This is a genomic window from Streptomyces sp. B93 (assembly GCF_018070565.1).
GTDB lineage: Bacteria > Actinomycetota > Actinomycetes > Streptomycetales > Streptomycetaceae > Streptomyces.
Genome location: NZ_JAGPXL010000057.1, coordinates 21,860 through 39,279, shown reverse-complemented (window position 1 = coordinate 39,279; position 17,420 = coordinate 21,860). Strand labels below are relative to the sequence as shown.

The window sequence follows — 17,420 nt, the reverse complement described above, 5'->3', positions numbered from 1 at the left end:
CCTGCGCCCCCTGCCCCGCTCCCGCGCCACCCGGCTCCTGGTCCCCTACATCGGCGTCGACGCCCCCGTCATGAACCTCCGCCTCGACCAGGAGGGCCGGCTCACCGCGCCGCCGGAGGAGAAGGCGGACCTGGCGGGCTGGTACGAGGGCGGGCCGTCACCCGGTGAGCAGGGCACGGCGGTCGTGGTGGGCCACCTGGACACCATGTCGGGACCGGCCGTCTTCGCCGGGCTCGGCGAACTGAAGCGGGGCAGCCGCGTCGAGTTCCGGCGCGCGGACGGGCGGACGGCCGTATACGGCGTCGACGCGGTGAAGTCGTACGAGAAGGACGACTTCCCCAACGACGAGGTGTACGGCTTCCGGGGCCGCCCCGAGTTGCGGCTGATCACCTGCGGGGGCACCTACCGGCCGCGGACCGGCTACAGCGGCAACGTGGTCGTCTTCGCCCATCTCACGGAGGTCCGCGAGCCCGGACGCGGCGCCCGGACGCGCTGAATCTGGCCATCCGGTTTCTCGCCAAATGGACGGGGCCCGCTCAGCACTCGGACCACGGGCACCGATACCGACCGGTGTCTTCCCTCGGCCGCACACATTCCGTTAACTTCCGTGACTCACCCGCACCAGCGCACCAGTGAGCCCCCGGGGGCACCCTCATGACACGCGCCATCTCCCTGCACGATGTGAGCAAGTCCTACACGCGAGGCGTCCGCGTGGTGGACCGGCTGTCGCTGGACATCCCGCCCGGCGAGTTCCTCGTCCTGCTCGGCCCCTCGGGCTGCGGCAAGTCCACCGTCCTGCGCATGATCGCCGGGCTGGAGGAGATCGACGAGGGCGAGCTGCTGCTCGACGGCGCGTACGCCAACGAACTGCCGCCGTCCGGGCGGGACATGGCGATGGTGTTCCAGAACTTCGCCCTCTACCCGAACATGACCAGCCGCGACAACATCGGCTTCCCGCTGCGCATCGAGTCCCCGGGCGCCGACCCCCGTCCGCAGGTCGACGCCACCGCCCGGATGCTGGGCATCCAGGACCTGCTCGACCGCCTCCCCGCCCAGCTCTCCGGTGGCGAACGCCAGCGGGTCGCGATGGGTCGGGCCATCGCCCGCCACCCCTCCGCCTTCCTGATGGACGAACCGCTGTCCAACCTCGACGCCAAGCTCCGCAACCACCTGCGCGCCGAGATCTTCCGGCTCACCCGGGACCTGGGCGTCACCACGGTCTACGTCACCCACGACCAGTCCGAGGCGATGTCCCTCGGCGACCGCGTCGCCGTGCTGCGCGGCGGCGTCCTCCAGCAGGTGGGCACCCCGCGCGAGGTCTACGCGCTGCCCGTCAACGTCTTCGTCGCGGCCTTCATCGGCACCCCGCGGATCAATCTGCTGCGCGGGCTGGTCCGGGCGCCGATGGGCGGGGCGATGACCATCAGCCTCGGCAGGCAGTACCTGCGCCTTCCCGAACCGCTCTCCCTCGACCACCAGCTGCTCCGGGTCCAGCAGGGCCGTGAGGTCATCGTCGGCCTGCGCTCGGAGGCCGTACGCATCGGCAAGCCCTCATCCGCCCGGCCGGGTGAGGTGCCGTTGCACGGGCTCGTGGAGCACGTCGAGTTCCAGGGCCACGAGGTGCTCGTGCACTTCAACACCGGCTCGCAGTCCGCCGTCGTACCCGACCTGGAGGCCCCGCGCCCGGCCGCCCGGCCCGCGCGGCGCCGCCGCCGGGAGGCCGGGACGGTGCTGGACCGGCTGCGGGAGCGGGCGGGCGCCCTGCGGGGCGGACCGGCGGGCGCCGCGCGCGGCGGGCCCGTGGGCGTCCTGGACCGCCCGGGTCAGGGGGAGGCCCCGGCCGCCGCCGAGCCCCGGCTGCCCGGTGACCTCATCGTCCGCACCACGCCCGACATCGGCCTGCGGCACGGGATGCAGGTCCCCCTCCTCGTCGACCTCGCCCACCTGTTCGTCTTCGACCAGCACGGTGAACGCATCTGCCCCGCCCCGGCCCGGCTGCCCGACCTGGAGGAGTGAGACCCGGGCCGCTCGGGCAGGGTGAGCCGTGCCATGGCGGATGCCCCTGGTGCCGGAAAACTAACGGCGCTAGTTTGGGGTCCGGACGACGAGGCCCGCCCGGAGGGGAACACGATGAAGGCACATGACGGCATGTACATCGACGGCGCCTGGCGCCCCGCCGAGGGGCGCGACACCATCGACGTCGTGAACCCGGCCGACGAGCAGGTGATCGGCCAGGTCCCCGCGGGCACCGCCCTGGACGTCGACACCGCCGTACGCGCCGCCCGCGCCGCCTTCCCCGGCTGGGCCGCCACCCCGCCCGCCGAGCGCGCCGCCCGACTGACCGCCCTGCGGGACGTCCTGGTCGCCCGCAAGGAGGAGATCGCCGAGACGGTGAGCGCCGAACTCGGCGCGCCGCTGAAGTTCGCGCAGAGCGTCCACGCGGGCGCCCCCATCGCCGTCGCGGGCTCCTACGCCGAGCTGGCGGCGACGTACTCCTACGAGGAGAAGGTCGGCAACTCCACCGTCCGCCAGGAACCGGTCGGCGTGGTCGCGGCGATCACCCCCTGGAACTACCCCCTGCACCAGATCGTCGCCAAGGTCGCCCCGGCGCTCGCCGCGGGCTGCACGGTCGTCCTCAAGCCCGCCGAGGACACCCCGCTGGTCGCCCAGCTCTTCGCGGAGGCCGTGCACGAGGCGGGCGTCCCGGCCGGGGTCTTCAACCTCGTCACCGGCCTCGGCCCAGTCGCGGGCCAGGCCCTCGCCGAGCACCCGGACGTCGACCTGGTCTCCTTCACCGGCTCCACCGCCGTCGGCCGCCGCATCGGCGCCGTCGCCGCGGCGGCCGTCAAGCGGGTCGCCCTCGAACTGGGCGGCAAGTCCGCCAACGTCATCCTGCCCAGCGCCGACCTGGCCAAGGCCGTCAACGTCGGCGTCGCCAACGTCATGTCCAACTCCGGCCAGACGTGCAGCGCCTGGACCCGGATGCTGGTCCACCGCGACCAGTACGACGAGGCCGTGGAGCTGGCCGCGCAGGCCGCCGCCAAGTACGGCGACCGGATCGGCCCCGTCGTCAACGCCAAGCAGCAGGAACGGGTGCGCGGCTACATCGAGAAGGGCGTCGCCGAGGGAGCCCGGCTGGTCGCGGGCGGCCCGGAGGCACCGCGCGAGCAGGGCTACTACGTCAGCCCGACCGTCTTCGCCGACGTCACCGAGGACATGACCATCGCCCAGGAGGAGATCTTCGGCCCCGTCTTGTCGATCCTGCGCTACGAGGACGAGGAGGACGCCCTGCGCATCGCCAACGGCACGGTGTACGGCCTCGCGGGCGCCGTCTGGGCGGGCGACGAGGCGGAGGCGGTGGCCTTCGCGCTGCGGATGGACACCGGGCAGGTCGACATCAACGGCGGCCGGTTCAACCCGCTCGCGCCGTTCGGCGGCTACAAGCAGTCCGGCGTCGGCCGCGAACTCGGCGTGCACGGCCTCACCGAGTACCTCCAGACCAAGTCCCTCCAGTTCTAGGGCGTGTTGCGAAAGTCCCGCCTGCCGCCCGACGCCCGGCACGCCGAGAGCACGCACCGGACGCCGCTCGGCCCGCCCTCCGGGCGGACGAGGGGACTTTCGCGACCCGCCCCAGCCCCGTTGCCGTACGCCGTCCACAGGAGAGTTGCGTAAACCATGGTTGTCCGCGCCGCCGTCGTGCCCGCCGTCGGAGCCCCACTGGAGATCACCGGGATCGAGCTGCCCGACCCTGGCCCCGGGCAGCTCCGGGTCCGGCTCGCCGCCGCCGGGGTCTGCCACTCCGACCTGTCCCTGTCCAACGGCACCCTGAGCGTGCCGCTCCCGGCCGTCCTCGGCCATGAGGGCGCGGGCACGGTGACCGCCGTGGGGGAGGGCGTCACCGAGTACGCCCCCGGCGACACCGTCGTCCTCAACTGGGCGCCGTCCTGCGGCGGCTGCCCGGCCTGCGCGCGCGGCGAGGTGTGGCTGTGCGCCCACGCCCTCAGCGGTGCGGCCAACGTGCACGCCCGCCGTGCCTCCGACGGCGCCGCACTGCATCCCGGGCTGAACGTCGCCGCGTTCGCCGAGGAGACGGTGATCCCCGTCAGCTGTGCGCTGCCCGCCCCGGCCGGGGTTGAGCTGACCGACGCGGCGCTGCTGGGCTGCGCGGTGCTCACCGGGTACGGGGCCGTCCACAACTCGGCGCGGGTGCGGCCCGGCGAGACGGTCGCCGTGTTCGGGGTCGGCGGGGTCGGGCTCGCCGCGCTCCAGGCCGCGCGGATCGCGGGGGCGTCGAAGATCGTCGCGGTCGACGTCTCCCCGGAGAAGGAGGAACTGGCCCGCGCCGCGGGCGCGACCGACTACGTCGTCGCCTCCGACACCACGCCCCGTCAGATCCGCGCGCTCACCGGCAAGCAGGGCGTCGACGTCGCCGTGGAGTGCGTGGGGCGTGCGGTCACCATCCGCGCGGCCTGGGAGTCCACCCGGCGCGGTGGCCGCACCACGGTCGTGGGCATCGGCGGCAAGGACCAGCAGGTCACCTTCAACGCGCTGGAGATCTTCCACTGGGGGCGCACCCTGACGGGGTGCGTCTACGGGGACTCCGACCCGGCCCGGGACCTGCCGGTCATCGGGGAGCACATCCGTGGGGGGCGGTTCGATCTCAGCGCGCTGGTCACCGAGCGGATCGCGTTGGACGGGATTCCGGCGGCGTTCGAGAACATGGTCGCGGGGAAGGGCGGGCGGGCGTTGGTGCTGTTCTGACCGGTCAGGAGTGTGTGGGGGTGGTGCGTCGTTGTTCGGCTGCGGGTTCGTCGTGGCCGGGCGCGCCCCGCGGCGGAGCCGCATGTGTCTGCGGCCCCGCGCCCCTGGGGGTGCTGATCCGCTGTCGGGATCGTGAGACCGCCACTCCCGCCAGGCACAGCGCGCCGCCCACCAGCGTCAGTGCCCCCGGCACCTCGCCCAGCGCCAGCCACGACATCAGGACGACCAGTGCGGGCACCGCGTATGTCGTCGCGCCCATGCGGCTGGCCGTCGTGCGGGCGAGGGCGTACGCCCAGGTCGTGAAGGCGAGCGCGAGCGGGAAGACGCCCAGGTAGACCATGTTCAGCGTGGCCGTGACCGGGGCGTCGGCCGTCTCCCGGACCAGTTGCCCGGCGAACGGCAGACAGCACACGGCGCCGACCAGACAGCCGTACGTCGTCACCTGGAGCGCGCTGGCCCGCCCCAGCGTGGGCTTCTGGGCGACCACACCGCCCGCGTAGGCGATCGCGGCGAGCAGGCACAGCACCACGCCGAGCACTGAGGCGCCGCCCTCGCCCGACATCGACAGCCCCACCGTCACCGCGCCCGCGAACGACACCGCCATGCCTGCCAGCAGCCGCGGCGGCATCGGGTCGCCGAGCAGCCGGGTGCCGAGCAGCGCGATCAGCAGGGGGCCAATGTTCACCACCAGGGCGGCGGTGCCCGCGTCCACCTGCTGTTCGCCCCAGTTCAGGGCCACGCTGTAGAAGCCGAACCACAGCACGCCGGATATCGCGATCCCACGCCAGGCGGTCCGCGGCGGCAGCCCCTCCCGCCGGACCAGACAGATCGCCCCGAGCACCAGCGCCCCGGCCAGCAGCCGCCCCAGTGCCAGCGCGCCCGGCGAGTACATCTCGCCCGCGCTGCGGATGGAGACGAAGGCGGAGGCCCACAGGACGACGGTGACCACGGCGGCGCCGGTGGCGAGGAGCCGGGCGCGGGAGGGCCGGGACGGGGCGGTGTGCATCATGCTCCAGAGGTTAGGGAGGAGGGCGGCGGAGGGCTCGCGGTTTTCGGACGGGTACGACGACGGCTCAGCGCAGCGCGGACGGCTCCAGGCCCAGCAGCTCGCCGAGGGCCCGCTCACCGGCCGCCGTCACCTTCACCGCGCGCTCGGAGCCGACCCGTACGCACCACCCGGCGTCGAGCGCGTGCCCGCACAGGGCCGCGCCCGCGGCGCCCGCGAGGTGGGGGCGGCGCTCGGTCCAGTCGAGGCAGGCGCGGGCCAGTGGGCGGCGGCCGCGGCGGTCGAGGGCGATGCCGGTGGCGTCGAACCACCCGAGGCCCGCCTCCGTGAGCGCGAACCCGGTGTCCTGGACGAGCAGCCCGCGCGTGGTGAGCGCGTCGGTGACCACGATGCCGAGCCGCCCGGCGAGATGGTCGTAGCAGGTGCGGCCCCGGGCCATCGCCGACCCGGCGCTGGACTCCCGCAGGGTGCGCGGCGGCGCCACGGACTCCGGCGCGACCTGGGCGGCGAGTTCCTCGACGAGTTGCGCCACGCGCGCGCCGGCCAGCCGTACGTACCGGTGCCGCCCCTGGCGTTCCTCGGTGAGCAGTCCGCCCGCGATCAGCTTGCCGAGGTGCTCGCTCAGCGTGGACGGGGCCACGCGCGCGTGCCGGGCCAGTTCCCCGGCGGTCCAGGCCCGCCCGTCGAGCAGCGCCAGCAGACAGGCGGCCCGGGTCTCGTCGGCGAGCAGCCCGGCGAGCGCGGCGAGGCCCGGTGCGCGTACGTCCCTGGTGGTCATGGCTCCCAGCATGCGGCAGGCACGTTTCGGCAGCCGCCGAAGCGTGCCTGCCCGAAGCGTTCAGCCCGAGCGTTCACAGCCCGAGGCGGCCTGCGCGAGCCGCGCGTAGTGCTGTGCCAGCCCGTCCAGCAGCGCCGTGAGGCCGGTCTCGAAGGCCCGCTCGTCGACCTTCTCCTGCCGCTCGGCGAGCCGGTGGGCCTGGCCGAGGTGCGGGTAGTCGGCCGGGTCGTAGGCGCTGGCGTCGTCCACGAAGCCCCCGGCGAAGGAGCCGAGCGCCGAGCCCATGATGAAGTACCGCATCAGCGCCCCGATGGAGGTGGCCTGTGCCGGCGGCCAGCCCGCCTCGACCATCGCGCCGTAGACGGCGTCGGCCAGGCGCAGCGCGGCGGGGCGGCGGCCGGGGCCGCGGGCGAGCACGGGGACGATGTTCGGGTGGTCGCGCAGGGCGGCCCGGTAGGACAGCGCCCAGTCGTGCAGCGCGGTCCGCCAGTCCCGGCCGTCCTCGAACATCGACAGGTCGACCTGGGCGCTCACCGAGTCGGCGACCGCCTCCAGGATCTCGTCCTTGGTGCGGAAGTGGTTGTAGAGGGACGGCCCGCTCACCCCCAGTTCGGCGGCGAGACGGCGGGTGGAGACGGCCGCCAGACCCTCGGCGTCCACGAGTTCCCGGGCCGTGTCGACGATCCGGTCGGTGCTGAGCAGGGGCTTGCGCGGTCGGGCCATGGCGCACATAGTAGGGCTGCGCAAGTTAACTAGCAGTGCTAATTTTCTGTTCTCGTGTGCTGTTCGCGTCTTATTTCTCGTCTTATTTCTCGTGTGATTTCTCGTGTGAGGTGACTCGGCATGGACCTGGAGCTGAGCGAGGAGCAGACCGCCGTCCGGCGACTGGCCCGGGACTTCGTGGAGCGCGAGATCGCCCCCCATGTCGTCGCCTGGGACCGCGCCGAGGAGGTCGACCGCTCCGTGGTCAAGAAGCTCGGCGAGGTCGGCTTCCTGGGGCTGACCATCGACGAGGAGTACGGCGGTTCGGGCGGCGACCACCTCGCGTACTGCCTGGTCACCGAGGAGCTGGGGCGGGGCGACTCCTCCGTGCGCGGCATCGTCTCCGTCTCCCTCGGCCTGGTCGCCAAGACCGTCGCCGCCTGGGGGAGCGAGGAGCACAAGCGCCGCTGGCTGCCCGGCCTCACCTCCGGTGAGTACGTCGGCTGCTTCGGCCTCACCGAGCCCGGCACCGGCTCCGACGCCGGGAACCTGGCCACCCGCGCGGTCCGCGACGGCGACGACTACGTCATCAACGGCACCAAGATGTTCATCACCAACGGCACCTGGGCCGATGTCGTCCTGCTCTTCGCCCGCTCCACCGACGCCCCCGGCCACAAGGGCGTCTCCGCCTTCCTGGTCCCCACCGACACCCCCGGCCTGACCCGCCGCACCATCCACGGCAAGCTCGGCCTGCGCGGCCAGGCCACCGCCGAACTCGTCCTCGAGGACGTCCGGGTGCCCGCCTCCGCCATGCTCGCGCCCGAGGGCAAGGGCTTCTCGGTCGCCATGTCGGCGCTCGCCAAGGGCCGGATGTCGGTCGCGGCGGGCTGTGTCGGCATAGCGCAGGCCGCGCTGGACGCGGCCGTCAAGTACGCGGGGGAGCGCGAGCAGTTCGGGAAGACCATCGCCCACCACCAGCTGGTCCAGGAGCTGATCAGCGACATCGCCGTGGACGTGGACGCCGCGCGGCTGCTCACCTGGCGGGTCGCCGACCTGATCGACCGGGGGCTGCCCTTCACCACCGAGGCGTCCAAGGCCAAGCTGTTCGCCTCCGAGGCCGCCGTGCGCGCCGCCAACAACGCCCTCCAGGTCTTCGGCGGCTACGGCTACATCGACGAGTACCCGGCGGGCAAGCTGCTGCGTGACGCCCGTGTGATGACCCTCTACGAGGGCACCAGCCAGATCCAGAAGCTGGTGATCGGGCGGGCGTTGACCGGGGTGTCGGCGTTCTGAGTACCGGGCTGAGTATCCGCGCGGATGTGGCGCCCGCCACGTCCGCCGATCCTGGTGCGCATGAGTGAGACACCCGTCAAGCAGCAGAGCACGGCCGCCTTCTACGGCCAGGCCGTCGCGTCCTTCGGCCTCGCCCTCCTGGCCACCGCCATCGGCATCTACAACCTGAAGGCCGACGCCTGGGTGCGCGGCTTCCTCGGGATCGCCGTCCTGTACCTCGTCACCTCCGCCTTCACCCTCGCCAAGGTGGTCCGGGACCGCCAGGAGGCCGGGCAGATCGTCAGCCGGGTCGACCAGGCCCGCCTGGAGAAGCTGCTCGCCGAGCACGACCCCTTCGAGAAGCTCTGAGCCGTGGCCGCACCCTGCCCGGCCGCCCCACTAAGCGACCGCTCACCAGCGGCGGTATGGTGGGGGCCCGGAACGAGAGGGGCGAGTGAGCGATGACTACGGCGGAGGAGACGGCCGGCGGCGAGGCACAGCCGTGGGGCGAGGTCACCCCGGACGCGGCCCGGCGGCTGCTGATCGCCGCCGTGGAGGCCTTCGCCGAGCGCGGGTACCACGCCACGACCACCCGGGACATCGCGGGCCGGGCGGGGATGAGCCCGGCGGCGCTCTACATCCACTACAAGACCAAGGAAGAGCTGCTGCACCGCATCAGCAGGATCGGCCACGAGAAGGCCCTGGACATCCTGCGGACCGCGGCGCGCGGCGAGGGCGGCCCCACCGAACGGCTCGCCGACGCCGTCAGCTCCTTCGTCCGCTGGCACGCCGGGGGACGCACCACCGCCCGGGTGGTGCAGTACGAACTCGACTCCCTCGGCCCCGACGCCCGCGCCGAGATCCTCGCGCTGCGCCGCCGGGTCGACGCGGAGGTGCGCGGGATTATCGAGGAGGGCGTGCGCTCGGGCGAGTTCGACGTGCTCGACGTCAAGGGCACCACGCTGGCCGTGCTCTCCCTGTGCATCGACGTCGCCCGCTGGTTCAGCCTGGACGGCCCCCGGACACCCGAGGAGGTCGGCGCGCTCTACGCCGACCTCGTGCTGCGGATGGTGGGGGCCAAGCAGGACCGGGGCTAGGCCCGGGTGGCGGCTGGACCCGGGTGACGGGTGGGCCCGGGTCACCCGTCGTACCGGCTCACAGGTAGTAGCGGGACACCGACTCCGCGACGCACACCGGCTTGTCGCCGCCCTCGCGCTCCACGGTGAAGGCGACGGTGACCTGCACGCCGCCCGCCACGTCGTCGACGCCGCTGATCGTCGCGGTGGCGCGCAGCCGGGAGCCGACCGGGACGGGGGCGGGGAAACGGACCTTGTTGGTGCCGTAGTTGACGCCCATCCTCACGCCCTCGACCTGGATCAGCTGCGGGCCGAACAGGGGCAGCAGGGAGAGCGTCAGATAGCCGTGCGCGATCGTCGTCCCGAAGGGGCCTCCCGCGGCCTTCTCCGGGTCCACGTGGATCCACTGGTGGTCGCCGGTCGCCTCCGCGAACAGGTCGATCCGCTTCTGGTCGACCTCCAGCCAGTCGGTGTACCCCAGCTGCTCGCCCACCGCGGCCTTCAGCTCGTCGGTCGAAGCGAAGATCTTCGGCTGTGCCATGTCCCGGCCTCCAGAGAACTCTCATCTAAGCGACTGCTTAGCATGGTCGGGATCCGGGCACCTGTCAACGGACGGGTAGGGTCGGAGGAGTGCCGCAGATTCCAGAGAAGATCCATGAGCTGACCGTCGGCCAACTCGCCGCCCGCAGCGGCGCGGCCGTCTCCGCCCTGCACTTCTACGAGTCCAAGGGCCTGATCAGCAGCCGCCGGACGGCGGGCAACCAACGGCGCTACTCGCGTGACGCCCTGCGCCGGGTCGCGTTCGTGAGGGCCGCGCAGCGGGTCGGCATCCCGCTGGCCACGATCCGTGAGGCGCTCGCGGAGCTGCCCGAGGGGCGCACGCCTACGCGGGAGGACTGGGCGCGGCTGTCGGAGGCGTGGCGGTCCGAACTCGACGAGCGTATCCAGCAGCTCAACCGGCTGCGCGACCATCTCACCGACTGCATCGGGTGCGGGTGTCTTTCGTTGGACACCTGCGTCCTGTCCAACCCGGACGACGTCTACGGCGAACGCCGGGGCACCGGTTCCCGCCTCCTCGTCGAGCACGGCGACCGGCCGCGTCACCGGACCGGGAAGTAGGCGGCCCTCCGCTCCCGCCCGCCGGGCGGAGGGCACAAGTTACGCGTGAGTTCCGCACACCGGAGTCGTGACAGCGGTGACTGTCCCCGGGGCCGTGCCCCGTGACAGCGTCTGTGTCGTCACCCCACCGGCCCAAGGGAGCACACGTGAACAAGGGCTACGCCGTGTACTGCGACGCGGACCCGCACTTCTACGAGGCTCCGCACCACGTCGCACCAGGTGCCGCCGCCGGGCGGTCCCGGTACGCCGCCGCCTCGCTCCCGGTACCGGAGGGCTGGCAGCGGCACGAGAGCGGCGACTGGCTGGCGCTGCGCCCCGTCGACGCTCACCTGCCCGACCAGGGCTGGAAGATCCACGTCTCCGCCTGTCTCGACAACGCCGAGTCGGTGCTGGAGCGTGTGCGGCGGCACTGCCTCGACCACGGCACGGCGTTCAAGTTCGTGCCCAGCCGCTACCTGCTGCACCAGCGCAACGCCAAGTACGCCGACCGCGCGGGCAGCGGCAAGTTCATCACCGTGTACCCCGCCGACGAGGCGGACTTCGAACGTCTCACCGGCGAGCTGGCCGAACTGCTCGACGGGGAACCGGGACCGCTCATCCTGAGTGACCTGCGGATCGCCGACGGCCCCGTGCACGTCCGCTACGGCGGTTTCACCCGCCGTGAGTGCTTCGACGACGACGGTGAGCTGCGGCCCGCCGTGACCGGCCCGGACGGCACGCTCGTGCCCGACCGGCGCGGCCCGGTCTTCCAACCGCCGTCCTGGGTGACCTTGCCCGCGTTCCTGCGCCCGCACCTCCGGGCCCGCGCCGCGGTGACCCTGGAGGGCCTGCCGTACACCGTCGAGTCCGCGCTGCACTTCTCCAACGGCGGAGGTGTCTACCTCGGCCGTGACACCAGCAGCGGGGCGCGGGTGGTGCTGAAGGAGGCCCGGCCGTACGCGGGGCTCGCCGCCGACGGTGCCGACGCGGTGACCCGGCTGGAGCGCGAACGCCGGGCGCTGGAGCGGTTGTCGGGGCTCGACTGCACGCCCGAGGTGCTCGGTCACTTCGTCGTCGGCGACCACCACTTCCTCGTCCTCGAACACATCGACGGCAAACCGCTCAACACGTTCTTCGCCCGCCGCCATCCGCTCATCGAGGCCGACCCGGGCGAGCGGCGGCTCGCCGAGTACACCGACTGGGCGCTCGACATCCACGCGCGGGTGGAACGCGCCGTCATGGACGTCCACGCCCGCGGGATCGTCTTCAACGACCTGCACCTGTTCAACATCATGGTCCGCGACGACGGCAGCGTCGTCCTGCTCGACTTCGAGGCGGCCCACCCGGTCGGCGAACCCGGTCGGCAGACCGTCGCCAACCCGGCGTTCGTCGCTCCGCCCGGCCGCCGGGGAACCGCGGTGGACCGCTATGCGCTGGCCTGTCTGCGGCTCGCCCTGTTCCTCCCGCTGACCAGCCTGTTCGCCCTGGACAGGCGCAAGGCGGCGCATCTCGCCGATGTGGTGGTGGAGCAGTTCCCGGTGGACCGGGCCCTGCTCGACGCGGCGGTCAAGGAGATCACCGACGGCCTGACGGACGTCCCGGCGGGGCGGCCGGCGGCCGGGAGCGCGGCTCCGGTGGTTCCGGTGGGGCCGGGGGACTGGCCGCGCAGCCGGGAGTCCATGGCCGCCGCCCTGCACGCGTCGGCGACCCCGGCGCGGGCCGACCGGCTCTTCCCCGGCGACATCGCGCAGTTCGCCACGGCCGGGGCGGGACTGGCGTTCGGCCACGGTGCGGCCGGCGTGCTGTACGCACTGGCCGCGAGCGGGGCGGGCTGCGCCGAGGACGAGGTGGCGTGGCTGCTGGACCGGACGCGGGAGCCGCCGTCCGGCATGCCGCCCGGTTTCCACGACGGAGTCGCGGGGATCGCCTGGACGCTGGAGTACCTCGGCCACCGCGACCGCGCGCTCGACCTCGTCGGGCTCCTGCTCGACCAGCCCTTCGACCGTCTCTCCACGGACCTGCACAGCGGCACCGCGGGCCTCGGCCTGGCGCTGGACTCGCTGGCCGCCGCGACCGGTGACGACGCGCTCGGCTCGGCGGCCCTGCGCTGCGCCGAACTGACCGCCCGTGGTCCGGCGGCCGGCAGCGGACGGCCGACGCGGCCGCCTCGCGCCGGGCTGCTGCACGGCGCCGCGGGGCACGCGTTGCTCTTCCTGCGGCTGTACGAACGCACCGGCGACACCGGCTTGCTGGATCTCGCCGGCGACGCGCTGCGCCAGGACCTGGCCCGCTGTGTGCGGGGCGCGGGCGGCGCGCTGCAGGTCGACGAGGGCTGGCGCACCATGCCCTACCTGGGAGCGGGCAGCGTGGGCATCGGCATGGTGCTGGACGACTATCTCGCGCACCGCGACGACGAGGAGTTCGCGCGGGCGCGGGAGGAGATCGTGGCGGCGGCGCAGGCGATGTTCTACGCGCAGCCCGGCCTCTTCCGCGGGGTGTCCGGGATGCTGCTCTTCCTCGGCCGTACCGCGGCCACCGGCCCCGGCACCGGTCCGGACAACGTCCGGCGGCAGCTCGACGCGCTGTCCTGGCACGCCCTGTCCTACCAGGGCCACCTCGCCTACCCCGGTGAGCAGATGATGCGGCTGTCGATGGACCTGTCCACCGGTACCGCGGGCTGTCTGCTGGCCGTGGCCTCCCTGTACGGCGACCCGCCCGCCGGGCTGCCGTTCCTCCCGCCGCTGCCCGCCGGGCAGCGGCCCAAGAGCCGGTCCCAACCGGGGCCGTTGAGAAAGAAACCGTTGCCGAACGAAGGGAAAGTGTCATGAACCTGCTCGACCTGCAGTCGATGGAGACCCCGAAGGAAGAGGCGATGGGCGACGTCGAGTCCGGCAGCCGCGCCAGCCTGCTCCTGTGCGGCGACAGCAGCCTCAGCGTCACCACCTGCAACTGACGCCGAGCGGCCCCGCACCGGGTCGTACCCTCGGCCCCCGGCGCCCCGGGCCACGCCCGGGGCGCCGCGCCGGTTCTCCGGCGCGGCAGACACGCACGGAAGGACACGGCTGGTGACGACGGTGGGGACCGGGCCGCGGCAGACACCCGTGGAAACGGGGTGGACGGACCCGGCGGGGCCCGGACGCATCCCCGAACTGCTGGTCCTGCTGTGCTCGACGGCCGCGTCCGCGGCCACCGTGGCCCAGCCGCTGGTCCTCGGCCACACCCTTGACCTGCTGCTGCGCGACGGCCACGCGGGACCCTGGCTCCTCCTGAGCGCCGTCCTCCTCCTCGGGGAACTGCTGCTCGACAGCCTCACCGCCCTGCTCACCGGCCACTGCACCGCCGCCTGGACCGCCGCCATCCGCACCGGCGCCTACGCCGGACTGCTGCGCGGCGTCCCCGAGCGCGCCCTGCCCTACCCGCCCGGTGACGTGGGAACCCGGATCACCCTGAACGCCACCGACGCGGGCGGGACCCCAGCGGCCCGCGCCGCGCTGGCGGCCTCGTTCGTCACACCCGTCGGCGCGCTCGCCGCCCTCGCGCTGGTCGACCTCTGGGTGGCCGCGTGCGTCCTGGCCGGACTGCCCGCCCTGGCCCTGCTCCTGCGCGCGTTCGCCCGGGACACCGGCGCGTCGGTGGCCGCCTACCAGCGGGCGCAGGCGCAGATCGCCACCCGGCTGCTGGAGGCCCTGGGCGGCGCCGCGACGATCGCCGCGGCCGGGACGGGGCCGCGGGAACGGGCCCGGGTGCTCGCACCACTGCCGCACCTCGCCGCCCTGGGCAGGCGGATGTGGCTGCTGCACGGACGGGCGCTGGCCAGGGGTGGAGTACTCATGCCGCTGTTGACCCTGGCCGCGACGGCCGTGGGCGGACTGCGCCTCGCGGCGGGCGCCCTGAGCGTGGGGGGCCTGCTCGCCGCGTGCCGCTACGCACAGCTCACCGCCGGGATCGGCGGCGCCGCGACGTCCCTGGCCGCGGTCGTGCGCGGGCGCCGGGCACGGGAACGCACCCGTGCGCTGGAGCGACTGCCCGCCCTGGCCCACGGCACGCTGAGCCTGCCCCCGAACGGACCCGGGGACCTCGAACTGCGCGGCGTACGGGTGCGCCGCGACGGGCGCACGGTGCTGCGCGCCGACGGGGTGCGGGTGCCCGGCGGCAGTACCGCCGCGGTCGTCGGCCGCAGCGGCGCGGGCAAGTCCGTGCTGGCGGCCGTCGCGGGGCGGCTGACCGACCCCGACGAGGGGCAGGTGCTGCTCGACGGCGTCCCCCTCGACCGGCTGACCCACGAGGCGTTGCGCACCGAGGTCGCCTTCGCCTTCGAACGCCCCGTGCTCGGCGAGGGCACCGTCGCCGAGGCCGTCGCCGCCGGGCCCCGGTCGCCGACCCCGGAGCAGATACGGCGGGCCGTGCGCGCCGCGGGCGCCGACTCCTTCGTACGACGGCTGCCCCGCGGCTACGACACCCCGCTGACCTCGGCCCCGCTCTCCGGGGGCGAGTACCAGCGCCTCGGCCTGGCCCGGGCCTTCGCGCACGCCGGACGTCTCCTGGTGATGGACGACGCGACCTCCAGTCTGGACACCGCCACCGAACACGCCGTGGACAGCGCGCTGCGCCGCTCGGTGCGGCCCGGCACCCGCCTGGTCGTCGCCCACCGCCCCTCCGCCGCGGCCCGCGCGGACCTGGTGATCTGGCTGGAGGACGGCCGGGTGCGGGCGGTCGCGCCGCACCACGAACTGTGGCGACGGGCGCCCTACCGCGCCGTGTTCGGCGCCGCCGGAACGGAGCCGGCGCCGGGCGGGGAACACGGCCCGCTGCCCACCGGGACCCGGACATGACGCCGAGCGCGACCTCCCGCGCCGACGGCACCGGCCCCGCGCGGCTCCCGGACACCGGGTCCGGAGCGCTGCGCCGGGTCGCACCCCCCGCCCGCCGCTTCCTCGCCCGCCGGAAAGGGACCCTGGCACGGCTCGCGCTCTGGTCGCTGGCGGAGTCCGGCCAGGCCTTCCTGGTCGGCTACGGCGTCGCCCACGCCGTCGACCAGGGGTTCCTGGCCGGGGACAGCCGCCGGGGGCTGCTCTGGCTCGGCGTCGCCGCCGTCGGCGTACTGCTCGGCGCCCCCATGATCCGAGGCGTGTTCACCGGGCTGGCGGATCTGACGGAGCCGCTGCGCGACGGACTCGTACGGCGCGCGGTCGGCCGGTCCCTGGCCCAGGCCCTGGCCCGCCCCGGAGAGGCGGACCGCGCGGCGGTCTCCCGGCTGACCAACCAGGTGGAGATCGCCCGGGACAGCTTCGCCGGGCTCGTGCTCACCCTGCGCTCCTTCGCCTTCACCGCCGTCGGGGCCCTCGTGGGGCTGCTGTCCCTGCACCCGGCGCTGCTCGTCGTGGTGCTGCCGCCGCTCACGGCGGGCCTGGCGCTGTTCCTGGTGACGCTGCGGCCCATGGCCGCGGCCCAGCGGCGCGCCCTCGCCGCCGCCGAGGAACTCGGTGACCACGCCGTACGGACCCGCGCGGCACTGCGTGACCTCACCGCCTGCGGGACCGGACCCGAGGCCGCGCGGCAGGCCACGGAACTCGTGGACGCCGCCGCCCGCACCTCCCGCGCGCTGGCCCGCTGGGCCGCCGTACGCACCGCCGCTCTCGGCGTCTCCGGCCAACTGCCCGTGCTCGCCCTCCTGCTGGCCGTGCCCTGGCTGCGCGACCGGGGCGTGACGGCGGGAGCGCTGCTGGGGGCCTTCACCTATCTCGTCCAGTCGCTGCTCCCCGCCCTGCACACCCTGATGACGGCACTGGCCACGGCGGGCGCCCGCCTCCTCGTCGTCCTGGACCGCATCGCCACCCCACCCGCCCAGGGCGGCGCGGGGCGGACGTCCGGCCGCCCGGCCGGTACCGCCGCCGCGGCGGAGCGGTGCGGGGCGGCGCCGGTACCGGGCCGCTCCACGGCCGGTTCGTCTTCGGCGGCCGGAGGGGCGACGGGTCCCGCGGCGGTGGAGCTGCGGGGCGTGACGCTGTCCTACGGCGGGCGCGCGGAGCCCGTTCTCGACTCGCTCGACCTGCGCGTCGAGCCGGGGGAGCGGCTCGCCGTCGTCGGACCGAGCGGCATCGGCAAGTCGACGCTCACCCGGCTCGTCGCCGGGACACTGCCGCCGAGCGGCGGCGAGGTGCGGGTCGCGGGCCGGCCGGTCACCGGCCTCTCCGCGGCCGAACTGGCCGGCGTACGGGTACTGGTCCCGCAGGAGGCGTACGTCTTCACCGGCACCATGGGCGAGAACCTCACCTATCTGCGCCCGGACGCCGCCCGGCCCGACGTCGAGGCCGCCGTCCGGGCCTTCGGCCTGCGCCCGCTCCTCGACCGGCTGGGCGGACTGGACGCTCCGGTGCGCCCGGACGTCCTCTCCCCGGGCGAGCGGCAGCTCATCGCGCTGGCGCGGGCCTGTCTGTCCTCCGCGCCGCTGCTGCTGCTGGACGAGGCCACCTGTCATCTGGACCCGGCGTCGGAGGCACGGGCGGAGGAAGCCCTCGGACGGCGGCCGGGCACCCTGCTCGTGGTGGCCCACCGGCTGTCGTCCGCGGTTCGGGCGGACCGGGTCCTGGTGCTGGACGGAGCGCGTGCCATGTGCGGCACGCACGCGGAGATGCTGGCTCGTTCCCGCCTCTACCGTGATCTGATGGGCTACTGGAACGACCGGCCGCGCGGCCCCGCCGCCCGTTGAACCCGCGGCGCGACGCGG

16 protein-coding genes are annotated in these 17,420 nt (G+C 74.1%); 12 read left to right on the top strand and 4 right to left on the bottom strand.

Annotated features, from left to right (window positions below; translation table 11 throughout):
- From KBY47_RS32440 to KBY47_RS32425, 4 genes are all read left to right on the top strand, one after another.
- Nucleotides 1-496 (top strand): class F sortase (locus KBY47_RS32440; RefSeq protein WP_210927555.1); only part of this gene is annotated, 496 nt, incomplete at its 5' end.
- Nucleotides 497-654: 158 nt separating this feature from the next.
- Entirely contained in the window at nucleotides 655-2,016 is a 1,362-nt protein-coding gene (locus tag KBY47_RS32435; RefSeq protein WP_210927553.1) for an ABC transporter ATP-binding protein, read from the top strand.
- A gap of 114 nt (nucleotides 2,017-2,130) precedes the next feature.
- Nucleotides 2,131-3,519 carry an aldehyde dehydrogenase family protein gene (locus KBY47_RS32430; protein ID WP_210927551.1) on the top strand — a complete coding sequence of 463 codons (1,389 nt, stop codon included), beginning with the start codon at nucleotides 2,131-2,133 and terminating at the stop codon, nucleotides 3,517-3,519.
- A gap of 156 nt (nucleotides 3,520-3,675) precedes the next feature.
- Nucleotides 3,676-4,761, top strand: coding sequence for a zinc-binding dehydrogenase (locus KBY47_RS32425; RefSeq protein ID WP_210927549.1), 1,086 nt, complete (start codon nucleotides 3,676-3,678; stop codon nucleotides 4,759-4,761).
- A 4-nt stretch (nucleotides 4,762-4,765) separates the two neighbouring features.
- On the opposite strand, the gene KBY47_RS32420 is transcribed toward KBY47_RS32425, so the two are convergent.
- From KBY47_RS32420 to KBY47_RS32410, 3 genes are all read right to left on the bottom strand, one after another.
- Nucleotides 4,766-5,770, bottom strand: coding sequence for a DMT family transporter (locus KBY47_RS32420; RefSeq protein ID WP_374103143.1), 1,005 nt, complete (start codon nucleotides 5,768-5,770; stop codon nucleotides 4,766-4,768).
- A gap of 64 nt (nucleotides 5,771-5,834) precedes the next feature.
- Entirely contained in the window at nucleotides 5,835-6,545 is a 711-nt protein-coding gene (locus KBY47_RS32415) for a helix-turn-helix transcriptional regulator (protein ID WP_210927547.1), read from the bottom strand.
- A 60-nt stretch (nucleotides 6,546-6,605) separates the two neighbouring features.
- Nucleotides 6,606-7,268 (bottom strand): TetR/AcrR family transcriptional regulator, encoded by a 663-nt coding sequence (locus tag KBY47_RS32410; RefSeq protein ID WP_210927544.1) that lies wholly within the window; start codon nucleotides 7,266-7,268, stop codon nucleotides 6,606-6,608.
- A 120-nt stretch (nucleotides 7,269-7,388) separates the two neighbouring features.
- On the opposite strand from KBY47_RS32410, the gene KBY47_RS32405 reads away from it, so the two are divergent.
- The 3 genes from KBY47_RS32405 (at nucleotide 7,389) to KBY47_RS32395 (ending at nucleotide 9,616) form a co-directional block, all read left to right on the top strand.
- Nucleotides 7,389-8,540 (top strand): acyl-CoA dehydrogenase family protein, encoded by a 1,152-nt coding sequence (locus KBY47_RS32405; protein ID WP_210927542.1) that lies wholly within the window; start codon nucleotides 7,389-7,391, stop codon nucleotides 8,538-8,540.
- A gap of 60 nt (nucleotides 8,541-8,600) precedes the next feature.
- The gene (locus KBY47_RS32400; protein WP_210927538.1) at nucleotides 8,601-8,888 is read left to right on the top strand and encodes a YiaA/YiaB family inner membrane protein; all 288 of its coding nucleotides are present in this window, start codon (nucleotides 8,601-8,603) and stop codon (nucleotides 8,886-8,888) included.
- A gap of 92 nt (nucleotides 8,889-8,980) precedes the next feature.
- Entirely contained in the window at nucleotides 8,981-9,616 is a 636-nt protein-coding gene (locus KBY47_RS32395; RefSeq protein ID WP_210927536.1) for a TetR/AcrR family transcriptional regulator, read from the top strand.
- A gap of 58 nt (nucleotides 9,617-9,674) precedes the next feature.
- Here KBY47_RS32395 and KBY47_RS32390 read toward each other — a convergent pair whose 3' ends face one another.
- Entirely contained in the window at nucleotides 9,675-10,136 is a 462-nt protein-coding gene (locus KBY47_RS32390; RefSeq protein ID WP_210927534.1) for a MaoC family dehydratase, read from the bottom strand.
- 89 nt (nucleotides 10,137-10,225) lie between these two features.
- On the opposite strand from KBY47_RS32390, the gene soxR reads away from it, so the two are divergent.
- The 5 genes from soxR to KBY47_RS32365 all read left to right on the top strand — a co-directional run bounded on the left by soxR (nucleotide 10,226) and on the right by KBY47_RS32365 (nucleotide 17,402).
- A complete protein-coding gene (soxR, locus tag KBY47_RS32385; protein WP_210927532.1) occupies nucleotides 10,226-10,714 on the top strand; it encodes a redox-sensitive transcriptional activator SoxR in 489 nt (162 codons plus the stop codon).
- Nucleotides 10,715-10,860: 146 nt separating this feature from the next.
- Nucleotides 10,861-13,521, top strand: a complete 2,661-nt coding sequence (gene lanKC, locus KBY47_RS32380) for a class III lanthionine synthetase LanKC (protein WP_210927530.1) — start codon at nucleotides 10,861-10,863, stop codon at nucleotides 13,519-13,521.
- Complete coding sequence (locus tag KBY47_RS32375; protein WP_210927528.1) at nucleotides 13,518-13,646, top strand: SapB/AmfS family lanthipeptide; 129 nt, start codon at nucleotides 13,518-13,520, stop codon at nucleotides 13,644-13,646. Before lanKC ends, KBY47_RS32375 begins: the two co-directional genes overlap by 4 nt.
- Nucleotides 13,647-13,767: 121 nt before the next feature.
- The gene (locus tag KBY47_RS32370) at nucleotides 13,768-15,525 is read left to right on the top strand and encodes an ABC transporter ATP-binding protein (RefSeq protein WP_210927557.1); all 1,758 of its coding nucleotides are present in this window, start codon (nucleotides 13,768-13,770) and stop codon (nucleotides 15,523-15,525) included.
- The gene (locus KBY47_RS32365; protein WP_210927526.1) at nucleotides 15,522-17,402 is read left to right on the top strand and encodes an ABC transporter ATP-binding protein; all 1,881 of its coding nucleotides are present in this window, start codon (nucleotides 15,522-15,524) and stop codon (nucleotides 17,400-17,402) included. The genes KBY47_RS32370 and KBY47_RS32365 overlap by 4 nt, the downstream gene beginning before the upstream one ends.
- Nucleotides 17,403-17,420: the final 18 nt, after the last annotated feature.